The sequence below is a fragment of the Levilactobacillus hammesii DSM 16381 genome (assembly GCF_001434395.1).
GTDB classification, from domain to species: Bacteria; Bacillota; Bacilli; order Lactobacillales; family Lactobacillaceae; genus Levilactobacillus; species Levilactobacillus hammesii.
Map to the genome: position 1 here is coordinate 238619 of NZ_AZFS01000046.1, position 12389 is coordinate 251007.

Here is a 12389-nt window from a genome sequence, read left to right on the forward strand (position 1 = left end):
TGAAAATGTCAGGGCGATCGTGTAAAATAGTCTTCTAGTCATGGTCTAGCCATGACGGATTGGAGCGATCACCGTGATCTTATTATTACTATTGTTATTACTACTGTTTCCACTGTTACGGCTAACATTCGGCTTGGCAGGCTGGTTGTTAGGTATCGTGGGAACTGTGATTATCGGGGCCATCGTTCTCGTCGCGTTTGCGGCACTGTTTCGTTTCTTTATCGTGGCAGTGTTGGTTATTGGCGGAGGACTCTGGGCCTCACACGCGTTATTCAGTTAAAGGGTTCTTAAATTTGACAAAACAAAAAGCTTCGGCACTGGCCGGAGCTTTTTTGATGATACATTATTCAAAGGACATTTCTACGAGGTAGGTGTGCTCACTCGTGACGTAACCGGTGGTAATCCAGACCTGTTGGTAGTCTAACTTTGAACTGTTCGTGCGTTCAAAAAAGGTCTCCAGCAAGTCCCCATTTTTGGCTAAGAAGTCATCGCCCATCCGATTGACCAGTAGGTTGTTCTCCGGGAAGTAAATATCGGCGTTAGCCACTGGAACCGTGTCAGGGACGCCAACCGTTACCACGTTACTGTTTGGTTGGGGGATAAATTTCACTTTGTCTTGGTGTCGGTGAATATAGGATAGAACATTATAGATTGAATCAGAGTTGCTCGCCACAGTTGTCTTGCTCCCTTCGGTGTCTATATTGTAACAAATATTTTGGGGTTTACCAGTAGTTCGCTAGGAGATAATCAGTTATTGCAAACGAATTTCAGGCGAGTATAATTGTCGCATATGTAGTTTATACAGTTTCCAGAAAGTAAAGAGAAGAAAGAAGGCCAAAATTCAATGATGCGACTTGCCCGGAAACACTTGGACTGGTGGGCAGTGGTCCTTGCTGTGGGCTTTATGATCATTCAAGTTATTTGTGATCTTTCGTTGCCAACGTTAACTTCCGATATTATTGATAAAGGGATTGCGCAAAACGATATTGGTTACATCTGGCAGACCGGTGGGAAGATGCTCCTACTGAGTTTTATTGGTGTGTTGGGTTCCGCGGGAAACGTTTATTACGCGGCGACACAATCACAGAAGATGGGCCAACGAATTCGATCATCACTGTTTAAGAAAGTCACGTTCTCTTCGACCGAGGAATTTGAAACGGTGGGGAACGCGTCACTGATTACGCGGACGACTAACGATGTGGTTCAGATCCAAAACGTCATGGTACAGATGCTACGGATGATGTTGATGGCGCCAATCATGCTGATTGGGGCGGGGGTCTTAGCCTACGTTAAGAGTCCTAAATTAACGTTAGTCTTCTTGGTGGCTTTACCCGTATTGGCGATCTTTACGGGTGCCATCATGTACTTTGCTGTGCCCTTATTCAAGAGTCTCCAAAAGAAGATTGACCGCATTAACCTAACGTTCCGTGAAGGCTTGACTGGGGTCCGTGTCATTCGGGCATTCAATCAAGATAAATTTGAACAAGATCGTTTCGAGGGTGCTAACCAAGACTACACTCGAACCGGGATCAAGGTGTTTATGATTGTCTCGCTGATGTTCCCCGTGATCACGCTGATTATCAGTGGGACAAACATTGGCATCGTCTGGTATGGTGGGCAATTGATTGCTAGCCAATCCATGGCTGTTGGGAATCTGGTGGCGTTCATGACTTATGCTACGCAGATTCTGATTAGCTTTATGATGGTGTCAATGATCTTTGTCTTCGTGCCACGGGCACAAGCTTCCGCCGCCCGGATTAATGAAGTCATGGACTTAAAGTCTAAGATTAATGATGCAGATCAACCCATGAGTTTGGCAGACAACGCGGCCAGCCTGACGTTTGATCACGTTAACTTCCGGTACACGGGCGCCGAAGAACTAGCACTAGCCGACGTAAACTTTAGTGCAACGGCAGGGCAAACGGTGGCCATTATTGGGGGAACCGGTTCTGGGAAATCCACGCTGGTTAACCTAATTCCACGGTTGTTTGATCCCGAAAGTGGTCAGATCCGCTTGAATGGAACGGCCTTGACGGCGGTGAGTCAGCATGACTTGCACCGGGCCGTTTCAATCACGCAACAGAAGGCTGTGCTGTTCTCTGGAACCATTAAGAGCAATATGGTCTATGGAATGCCGGACGCGACGGACGATCAGATTTGGCACGCCTTAGACGTTGCGCAAGCCAGCGACTTCGTTAAGGAAGAGGGCGGCTTGGATGCCACCGTTGAACAAGACGGGGCTAACTTCTCTGGTGGTCAGCGACAACGGTTAGTGATTGCGCGGACGATTCTGAAGCGAGCCAGCGTTTATATCTTTGACGACTCGTTCTCCGCTTTGGACTTTAAGACGGATTCCTTGCTGCGCCAAGAGTTGCGTAAGGATGAACAGGTTCAAAAGGGCGTGACGGTCATCGTGGCTCAACGGGTTTCTACCGTGGCCGATGCCGATCTGATCTTAGTTATTGATGGGGGCAAGATCGTGGGTCAAGGAACTCATGAGGAACTCAAGGCCACGAATAAGACTTATCAAGAAATTCTGGACTCACAACTCCGAAAGGGGGATGTCGTCGATGCGTAATGGACGCGGATCCGTAACTAAACAGCGGCCACAAAGTTTCTGGGGCACGACGATTCGGCTCTTCCGTTACATGGGCCGGTGGATTCCAGGAATTGTGATTGTGCTTGCTTTTGCTGCAATTGCCGTTATTTTACAAATTAAGACCCCTAAGATTTTAGGGAAAGCAACTACTGAACTTTTTAAGGGTGTGATGAAGGGGCAGGCTGAATTAAAGGCCGGCATTCCTATCCACAGCCTACCTGTAGACTTTAGTAAGATTGGTCAAATCTTACTGGTTGTGGGGATTATGTACGCCGCAGCGGCGGTCTTCAATGTGATCCAACAGGTCATCATGAACTGGATTGCCCAAAAGGTGGTCTATCAATTACGGCGTGACCTCAAGCAAAAGATGCAACACCTGCCAATTGGGTATTACGATACCCATAGCAACGGGGACCTCATGTCCCGAATGGCGAACGATATGGATAACATTGGTGGAACGCTGCAACAGACGCTGTCGCAGTTAGTGACGAGTGTTCTGACATTCTTCGGGGTGCTGTACATGATGCTCACGATTAGTGGTTGGTTAACGTTAGTCGCGTTGATTTCCGTGCCACTGAGTCTGGTCGTTGTCATGGTTGTGGCGCCTAAGTCACAACGATTCTTCGCTAGTCAACAGAAGAACTTGGGACTACTGAATGACACGGTTGAAGAGACGTATGCCGGTCACACCGTGGTTAAGACGTTTAACCGGGAACAAGCGACCCAAGAGCAGTTTGAAAAGCACAACAAGAAGTATTATCAATCTGCTTGGAAGGCCCAGTTTGTCTCCAGTCTGATCTTCCCACTGATGAACTTCGTGAAGAACTTAGACTACCTGGCAGTCGCTGTGATTGGTGGGATTCAGGTGGCTAATGGTCAGGTTAGCTTGGGGAACGTGCAAGCCTTCCTGCAATATACCAACCAATTCTCACAACCTCTCACACAGATGGCCAACCTGACGAACACGATTCAGGCGACCATTGCTTCTGCTGAACGGGTCTTCGCGGTCCTGGATGAAAAAGAAATGGATGAATCCGCTGATGCTACTTTACCAACGCGCACAGCCGATGCGGGTAACGTGATTGAATTTGACAACGTTGCTTTCCAATATGATCCGGAGAACCCCTTAATCGAAGACTTTAATCTGAAAGTTAAGCCGGGTGAAATGGTGGCGATCGTCGGCCCAACTGGTGCCGGAAAGACCACGATCATTAACCTGCTGGAACGCTTCTACGATGTCGGCTCCGGTCAGATTAAGTATCGTGGTGAGAACACTACTAGTGTCTCGCGGCCTGAGTTGCGGAAGCATTTCGCCATGGTTTTGCAGGACACCTGGTTGTTTACCGGTTCCATCTTCGATAATATTCGGTATGGTCGGGAGAATGCCACGGAAGAGGAAGTCTATGCGGCGGCCAAGGCGGCGCATGCGGATACCTTCATTCGGCAATTACCTGAAGGCTACGATACCGTTCTGAACGAAGCGGCAACGAACATTTCTCAAGGGCAACGGCAATTGTTGACGATTGCGCGGGCCTTCGTGGCCGATCCAGATGTTCTGATTCTGGATGAAGCGACGAGTTCGGTCGATACCCGGACGGAAATGCTGATCCAGCACGCCATGGAACGCTTATTGGCGGGACGGACCAGCTTCGTTGTGGCACACCGGTTATCCACGATCCAAAACGCTGAAAACATTGTGGTCATGAATCATGGGCACATTGTGGAAACGGGGAATCACGATAGTCTGTTAGCGGCCAACGGCTTCTACGCGGACCTGTATAACAGTCAGTTTGCGGGGAATAATCTCGCTTAGAACTTGCATAGAACCTTTGAAGTAAATGATGGGGCGTCGGACTTTCTTGGTCTGGCGCCCTTTTTCGCGTTTAAATTTATCATAATCTAGTGGCCAGCAATTGGCGTTCCGGGGTAGAATGGGAGCAGAGAGAAAGTTGAGGCGGTAGGCATGTATCCACAAACACAGGCAGCATTGCGGCGGCTAATCACGGACGGTATTGTCCCCGGGGTCAGTTACGCTTTCATTGATCAAGATCGGGTTGAGACTGGGGAAATGGGGCGAGCGGCGCTGGTGCCGCATTCCGAGACGTTACGTCCGGGCATGGTCTATGACGTGGCTTCACTGACCAAGGTGGTAGGCACCCTGAGCGTTACCTTGCAGTTGTTGGCACAAGGTCGGTTGCGGTTGGAGGATGCCGTTAGCGACTGGTTGCCGGAGTGGCAGGATCGACGGGTGACCGTTCGCCATCTTTTGACGCACACCTCAGGTATCGTGGGGTATATTCCTAACCGTAATCAACTGGCAGCGCCCGATCTGACGGCAGCGCTGCTTAAGCTGCACGTGGGGCCAACCTTTAACCGAAAAATGGTTTATGCGGATGTGAACTACATTTTTATGGGGTGGATTGTGGAACGGATTTTGGGTGAACCGATTCAAGTGGCCGCTCAGCGACGCGTGCTGACCCCACTGGGCATGACCCACAGCACCTTTACCCCGCAGGATCCTAAGCAGTGTGTGCCCACGGCCGTGACGCGCGAGCGAGGATTGATTCGTGGTGCGGTCCATGACCCCAAGGGCTATGTCCTGCAACGGCGCTGCGGTTCGGCCGGCCTATTCAGCACCGCGCGGGACCTCGCCACGTTCTGTCAGGCCTACCTGTATCCCGAAAAGGTGGCAGGCGTCTTGCCGCCCACCTGGATTCATCAGTTGACGGCGGACTGGACACCCACTGGTCAGGCCAATCGTTCACTAGGGTGGGCGTTAACCGCCTCACAGTGGCCGACCGCGCACCGCGTCATCTGGCACTCCGGATTCACGGGAACCTACCTGGTGATTGACCAAGCGACTCAGCAGGCCATGGTTTTCCTAACCAATCGGGTTCATCCCGTAGCGCCTAATTTGCCGTATCTCGATCAGCGGAATGCGGTGATCGGGACGTATTTGGCAGAGAAATCAAACGGCTTGTGATGCTTTCTTAGCGATCCTTGTCACAGCTATTGGGCTGTTTAGCATTGACCACGCTGCCGCCTTACCGTTCGCCAAATTTGGACCGGAACGCGGTGGGTGGGCAGGACGGCCAAAGCCTGAGAAGCGGTCTTTGACCTCGCTTTGAGCCGAGAAATCATCGTCTCAAAGCCGCCATTTTTCAAGCAAACCACTTGAAAAATCCCACGGCTGGGTCCAAATTTTGCTCACTCACGGCTACTTAAATGATCGACAATTATGGTGGTAGAACACAGTTAACTTAGCGATGCTTGAGTAAATTTAATGGTCAAAATCAACGTAACCGGAGGAGGTCAGAGATGCAGGTAGCTGTGACGACGGTGTTGACCGAGGTTTTTCACTCGATCTACAGCGTGGGACGCGTTTGGAAACTGACGATCTTGGTCAGGTTTCAAACCGAGCCGGAGGACCGCACCTCAGGCCGCAGGTGTTCCCCACAGACGCCGGAATCTCTGGCAGCCGCAGGTGGCATGATTATCTAGTTGAATGGCATTTCGTCTGACTAGCGCAGGGATAGGGTGTACCCTTGGCTTTTCCGACTTTCAAATAGCAATGAAAAACGGTGTTGCCCTGACGTTAAACGTCGGGACAACACCGTTTTTGTAAACACGCTTAAATTTAGAAAGTTGCTGGAATCGGCAGGGCCGCCTGTTGACTGAAATCGTCCTCGGGGAACTTGCGTTGTAACGCAGCAACCAATAGGTGCTTGGCAATTTCGCCGTTCCGCGTCAGGATCGGGCCATGGAAGTAGGAGCAGTAGACGTTTTTGTAGATCGCGCCTTCCGTACCATCCTCACCATTATTGCCCTTGCCGCTAACCACGTTGCCAAGGGGCCGTTCGCCAGCGCCTAAGAAGGTCCGACCTTGATGATTTTCAAAGCCGTGATAGGTTTCACCGGTCTCCTGGTTTTTGATCACAATGTCCCCGATGAAGCGGTTGTGGTCTTGGGCCAACGTGTAGTGGTCCAAGGCGCCAATCCCGGGGAGCTTTTCACCGTTCGCACCAATGTAGTAGTGGCCGAGTAACTGGAACCCGCCACAGATGGCCAGAAGGGGACCACCGGATTCAATGAAGTCGGTCAGTTCGGCCTTCTTCGTCTGAATGTCTTGGGAGACAATCGTTTGTTCGAAGTCTTGGCCCCCACCAAAGAAGGCCAGATCATAATCAGCCGCCTTGAAGTCTTCTTCAAGACTTACAATCTTGACGTTCAAGTGGACGTCCATTTGCTTAGCATAGTAGTTTAATGCCAAGATATTCCCAACGTCACCGTAAGTGTTCATCAGGTTACCGTAAAGATGCGCCACATTTAATTCGTAGGTCATACGCCCAATCCCTCCTTAATGTAGCCCTTGGTGGCTAGAATCTTCCGCATCTGGAGCATCGCGGTGTAGGTGGCCAGAACGTAGACCCGTTCAGTCGGCACCTTCTTGATCTCGTCGACGACCTTCTCCAGGTCGGGTTCGACGATGTGCTTGTCATCGGGAATACCCGCAACCTTGAGGCGGAAGGTAATATCTTTATAGCGTTCACCACCGGTAATGACTGCCGGAATGTCTCGCTGCGTGAGTTGTTCGAAGTCACCGTCCCAGATCCAACTGGTATCAATGCCATCGGCGTAGTTGGCATTTAACAGGCCAACTAGGGAGAACTTTTCCTTGTCGGTACCGATCATGTGGAGTACCTGATCCAGACCAACGGGGTTTTTCACAAGAATGATCGTGACCTGTTTGCCATCAACGTCGATGACCTCTTGTCGGCCAAAGACTTGTTGGTTGCCGGTGAAGGCGCGCGCAATCTGAGCGGGCGCCACACCCATGAAGCGACCCACCGCGTAAGCTGCCAAGGCGTTGTAGATGTTGTAGGTACCACCCACACCGATCTTGAAGGCGTGACCATCAACTTCAAATTCAGAAGACGTGGGGGTCTGTTCGCCTAACTTAGTCAAACGGTAGGTTAGTTCGGGCCGTTCAAACCCACAGTTGGGACAGAAATACTTGCCTTGGTTACTGTAGGTCAAAGAATGGTAGTGAAGGATGTGCTCACAGACGGGGCACAGGACACCATCCGTGTTGGGCTTGGCCTTTAAATCCTGATCGGGTTGATCATCAAAGCCGTAGTATTCGATGGGGTTCGGCAGTTCCTTGGAATGGAAAATAGGAGAATCCCCATTGGCGATGATGGTGGCGTTAGGCGCCAGGGCCACGCCGTCTAGGATTTTTTGGTAGGTCGTGTAGATTTCACCGTAACGATCCATCTGATCACGGAAGATATTGGTGAAGACGAACGCCTTGGGTTCAATGTATTGCGTGACCTTAATCACGTTGGCTTCATCGACCTCCAAAACGGCCAAGGGACGGCCAGTCTTGGGATTCTTGGCGTTCAAAAAGGTGGTAACAATTCCCTGTTCCATGTTGGAACCAGTGGGATTGGTTAAAATGGCTGGGTATTTTTGGTGAAGGACGGAGACCGTCAGCGCCGTGGTCAGGGTCTTCCCGTTAGTCCCGGTAATGACGATGACATCGTACTTAGCGCCCAGCGTCCGTAAAATGTTGGGGTCCAGCTTCAGCGTAATCTTCCCGGGTAGAGAACTACCACCGTGAAGAAACGTGTGGAGAAACCAGTAAGAGGATTTCCCTGCGAAGGTGGCAAAGCCGCTTCTTAATGACATGGATATTTCGCTCCTTAATCGCGACAAATTTTTTAATGTCGGGTTCCTTAATATTCAAGCCTTAATTTTAGCATTTTTTCAACGTTTAGGGGAGCGGTATGCCCGAACTTTGACAAAATCCCAAGAACTTTGGTCGGCTCACGGTCGAATTTTCCGGGCTAATCAGCTATAATAGATGGAAACTGTCAAAAAGGTGGGAATAACGTGGCGCAGCTATTTTTTCGGTACGGTGCAATGAATAGTGGGAAGACCATTGAAATCTTGAAGGTCGCCCATAACTATGAGGAACAACATAAGCGGGTCATTATCATGACGAGTGGGCTGGATACCCGCGACGAGGTCGGTTACATCGCCAGTCGTATTGGGTTAAAGCGTGAAGCCCATCCAATCTTCGAAACGACCAACCTGTACGACGAAATCAAGCGGATTGACGCGCACGCCAACTGTGTTTTAATTGACGAAGCCCAGTTTTTAAAGAAGGCTCACGTGCTCCAACTAGCCAAAGTCGTTGACGAGTTAAAGATTCCAGTCATGACGTTTGGTTTGAAGAATGATTTCAGAAATGAATTGTTTGAGGGCTCAAAATACCTCATGCTTTACGCGGATAAGATCGAAGAGATGAAGACCATCTGCTGGTTCTGTACCAAGAAGGCCATCATGAATCTGCGGTTCCACGATGGCAAGCCCGTGTACGAGGGTGAACAGGTTCAGATTGGTGGTAACGAAGCCTACTATCCCGTCTGCCGGCGTCATTACTTCAATCCGCCATTGGATCAGATTGGCAAATAGGGTGTGCGAGCGTGAAAAAGCGTTGCGTGTCCCGTCAGATGTGGTAAGCTAGCTTAGCCAGTTGATCCTGGGATACACGCGTCTTGCTAGGCGAGGTGGCTGGTCCACTGCGCTGGCGAGAAGACTCAAGTAGCGGTCAGTGCGGATACTTTTGAGAGCACGACCGCTGCACTAAAATAATGAATGACAAATTGAAACGAGGTTAATCGAATGGACGAAATGTTTGACAAGCTCCAGGCCGTAGCCGATCGCTATGACGAGCTTAATGAATTGATCAGTGACCCCGAAGTTATTGCGGATACGCAACGCTTCATGGCGCTCTCCAAAGAAGAAGGGGAACTCCGGGAAACGGTCGACAAGTACCATCAATACCAAGAAGTCACCCAACAGATCAAGGATGACGATGAAATGTTGCGCGAAAAGCTTGACGATGACATGGATGCGATGGTCAAGGATGAGCTGAAGGATTTAAACGAGCAAAAAGAAAAGCTTGAAGAAGAAATTAAGGTTCTCTTGCTGCCTAAAGACCCCAACGATGATAAGAACATCATCATGGAAATCCACGGTGCTGCCGGTGGGGATGAAGCCAGCCTATTTGCTGCGGATCTCTTTAGCATGTATTCAAAGTACGCTGAACGCCAAGGCTGGAAGATCGAAATTGTTGATGAGAATGCTACCGAAGTCGGTGGGTTCAAGGAAATTGTCATGATGATTACGGGTGACAAGGTCTACTCCAAGCTGAAGTACGAAAACGGTGCGCACCGGGTTCAACGGGTACCGGTTACGGAATCCGCTGGTCGGGTACACACGAGTACCGCGACGGTTGGGGTGATGCCTGAAGAAGAAGACGTTGATATCGACATCGATCCTAAGGATATTCGGACTGACGTTTACCGGTCCTCTGGTGCCGGTGGTCAGCATATTAACAAGACTTCCTCTGCCGTTCGGATGACCCACTTGCCAACGGGGATTGTGGTCGCCATGCAAGACGAACGGTCACAACAACAAAACCGGGCGAAGGCCATGCAGATTTTGCGGGCCCGGGTCTACGATTACTACAAGCAACAAGAAGAAAGTGCCTACAATGCGGAACGAAAGTCTGCTGTGGGGACGGGGGATCGTTCGGAACGGATTCGGACGTACAACTACCCACAAAACCGGGTGACCGATCACCGGATTGGGTTGACGTTAAACAAGCTCGATCGGATTATGAACGGGGAACTCGATGATATTATCGATGCTCTGATTCTGTCCGATCAAGCGGCTAAGCTTGAAGACTTAAAGAATAATGGCTAATCAACGCAATTATTTAGCCGTGTTACGGCAAGGCCAAGCGCAGCTAACCGCAGCTGATCAGGACCCGAGTGCGGCGCAATACCTATTGACGGCAGCTTACGGGTGGACGTTTACTCAGTTGGTGATGCACTACCGTGAGAGCATGCCGGAGACGGACTATCAGACGTATCAACAACAATTGAGCCGGGTCGCAAATGGTGAACCCGCTCAGTACGTTTTAGGTTGGGCTAATTTCTATGGTCGGGACTTTCAGGTGACCTCGGCGACACTGATTCCGCGACAGGAAACTGAAGAATTGGTCGGCTGGATTCTGGCGGCAACGACGACGGCACCCATACGTGTGTTGGACGTGGGAACTGGTAGTGGTGCCATTGCGGTCACGCTAAAGGCGGAACGGCCAGACTGGACGGTCACGGCCAGCGACATTTCAGCGGCAGCCATTACCGTGGCACAAGCCAATGCACAAGCGTTGGCGGCGCCGGTTACGTTTGTCACGGGTGACCTATTCGCACCGGTTGCGGGTCAGCACTTCGATGTCATTGTGTCGAATCCTCCCTATATTGACCGGTCGGAGACGACAGTCATGGATGAATCGGTCAAACGCTATGAGCCGGATCAAGCGCTGTTTGCGGCGAATCACGGCCTAGCCTTCTACCAACGTTTCGCCACGGAACTGGCAACCTATTTGCGACCTGGGGGCCAGTTTTTTGCCGAAATTGGGTATCGGCAGGGGGCGGCAGTTAAGGCGCTATTTACGGCGGCCCTGCCTGCTGCGACCGTGACGATTCGAGCGGACATCAACGGTCACGACCGAATGGTACACGTGCAACTCTAGTTTTTGCGATGGGAGAGAAGAGAATTTATGGAAACGAAGATTTTTCAACCAAATCAAATTAACGAGGCGGCAGCTGCCATTCAGGCCGGTGAACTCGTGGCTTTTCCCACGGAAACCGTCTATGGTTTGGGTGCGGATGCCACCAATGAGGCGGCGGTTAAACAGGTCTACCTCGCGAAGGGGCGGCCAAGTGACAATCCGCTGATTGTGCACGTCACGGGGGAAGATACCGTGAAGCAGTATGCGCAACCCTTGTCGGCCAAGGCAGAGGCTTTGATCAAAGCCTTTTGGCCGGGACCACTGACCTTGATCTTTAAGCTGCAACCGGGTAAGTTGTCCAAAGCGGTGACGGGTGGCTTGGCGACCGCGGCCTTTCGTAACCCAGCTAACCAAGTGACGTTGGACCTGATTAAGGCTGCCGGGGTACCGTTGGTGGGACCATCTGCGAACACCTCGGGTAAGCCAAGTCCCACGCTGGCCAAGCACGTTTATCACGACTTGAATGGCAAAATTGCCGGAATTTTGGATGACGGTCCTACTAAGGTCGGTGTGGAGTCGACCGTGTTGGATATGTCGACAGAAGTTCCCACGATTCTGCGGCCGGGTGGTGTGACCGAAGAACAGCTGGAAGCCGTGATTGGGACGGTACAGTCCAACCACCATAAGGTCGGCAAGGGTGAAATTCCCAAGGCGCCAGGGATGAAGTACAAACATTATGCGCCCAACGCCCAGGTAACCATTGTGGATGATGAGGCCGATTGGCCAGCTGCCTTGGCCTGGGCCGCCCAGCAGTCGGAAACGATCGGTGTGATGGCTTTGGACCACACCTTAGCCCAGGAAACCTTACCAACCAACACGGAGGCCTTCTCATTGGGTGCCGACCTGGCCAGTGCCAGTCACCGGCTGTTCGCGGGGCTACGGCACTATGATCTGGAGTCGCCAGTGACGGGAATTTTGGCACAAGGCTTTGCGCCAGAGGGCCTCGGTGCGGCTTACATGAATCGGTTAAACAAGTCGGCGGGTCAACAACACTTTGCCAAATAGGCAGGGTGGTCTAAACGGAACTGTCGGCGTAATTTAATTAAAGATGAAGTTGTGTCCAGTCTGATGGCTGGGCACTTTTTTTGGCTACAGGTACAGACGGCGGTTTACAAAAAGATAAATAATCCAAACTTTACCCGT

Annotated in this window: 11 protein-coding genes; 8 read left to right on the top strand and 3 right to left on the bottom strand. The window is 51.0% G+C overall.

All coding sequences use genetic code 11. From position 1 onward, the window contains the following. Positions 1–73: 73 nt before the first annotated feature. A complete protein-coding gene (locus FD28_RS05040; RefSeq protein WP_057733229.1) occupies positions 74–280 on the top strand; it encodes a hypothetical protein in 207 nt (68 codons plus the stop codon). Between the two features lie 63 nt (positions 281–343). On the opposite strand, the gene FD28_RS05045 is transcribed toward FD28_RS05040, so the two are convergent. After that, the gene (locus FD28_RS05045; RefSeq protein WP_057733231.1) at positions 344–673 is read right to left on the bottom strand and encodes a hypothetical protein; all 330 of its coding nucleotides are present in this window, start codon (positions 671–673) and stop codon (positions 344–346) included. Positions 674–844: 171 nt separating this feature from the next. Between FD28_RS05045 and FD28_RS05050 the strand changes: the two genes are divergently transcribed. The 3 genes from FD28_RS05050 (at position 845) to FD28_RS05060 (ending at position 5582) form a co-directional block, all read left to right on the top strand. After that, a complete protein-coding gene (locus tag FD28_RS05050) occupies positions 845–2578 on the top strand; it encodes an ABC transporter ATP-binding protein (RefSeq protein ID WP_057733233.1) in 1734 nt (577 codons plus the stop codon). Beyond that, positions 2571–4412, top strand: coding sequence for an ABC transporter ATP-binding protein (locus FD28_RS05055; RefSeq protein WP_057733235.1), 1842 nt, complete (start codon positions 2571–2573; stop codon positions 4410–4412). Before FD28_RS05050 ends, FD28_RS05055 begins: the two co-directional genes overlap by 8 nt. A 150-nt stretch (positions 4413–4562) precedes the next feature. Continuing rightward, positions 4563–5582, top strand: a complete 1020-nt coding sequence (locus tag FD28_RS05060) for a serine hydrolase domain-containing protein (RefSeq protein WP_057733237.1) — start codon at positions 4563–4565, stop codon at positions 5580–5582. Positions 5583–6236: 654 nt separating this feature from the next. Here FD28_RS05060 and FD28_RS05070 read toward each other — a convergent pair. Continuing rightward, on the bottom strand, positions 6237–6941 hold the full coding sequence (locus FD28_RS05070; RefSeq protein ID WP_057733241.1) for a type 1 glutamine amidotransferase: 705 nt from the start codon (positions 6939–6941) through the stop codon (positions 6237–6239). Further along, positions 6938–8287, bottom strand: a complete 1350-nt coding sequence (locus tag FD28_RS05075) for a Mur ligase family protein (protein ID WP_057733243.1) — start codon at positions 8285–8287, stop codon at positions 6938–6940. The genes FD28_RS05070 and FD28_RS05075 overlap by 4 nt, the downstream gene beginning before the upstream one ends. Before the next feature lie 204 nt (positions 8288–8491). Between FD28_RS05075 and FD28_RS05080 the strand changes: the two genes are divergently transcribed. The 4 genes from FD28_RS05080 to FD28_RS05095 all read left to right on the top strand — a co-directional run bounded on the left by FD28_RS05080 (position 8492) and on the right by FD28_RS05095 (position 12251). Next, positions 8492–9076 carry a thymidine kinase gene (locus FD28_RS05080; protein WP_057733245.1) on the top strand — a complete coding sequence of 195 codons (585 nt, stop codon included), beginning with the start codon at positions 8492–8494 and terminating at the stop codon, positions 9074–9076. Between the two features lie 210 nt (positions 9077–9286). Beyond that, a complete protein-coding gene (gene prfA / locus FD28_RS05085; protein WP_057733247.1) occupies positions 9287–10372 on the top strand; it encodes a peptide chain release factor 1 in 1086 nt (361 codons plus the stop codon). Further along, on the top strand, positions 10365–11207 hold the full coding sequence (gene prmC, locus FD28_RS05090) for a peptide chain release factor N(5)-glutamine methyltransferase (RefSeq protein WP_057733249.1): 843 nt from the start codon (positions 10365–10367) through the stop codon (positions 11205–11207). Before prfA ends, prmC begins: the two co-directional genes overlap by 8 nt. Before the next feature lie 27 nt (positions 11208–11234). Next, positions 11235–12251 (top strand): L-threonylcarbamoyladenylate synthase, encoded by a 1017-nt coding sequence (locus FD28_RS05095; protein ID WP_057733251.1) that lies wholly within the window; start codon positions 11235–11237, stop codon positions 12249–12251. Positions 12252–12389: the final 138 nt, after the last annotated feature.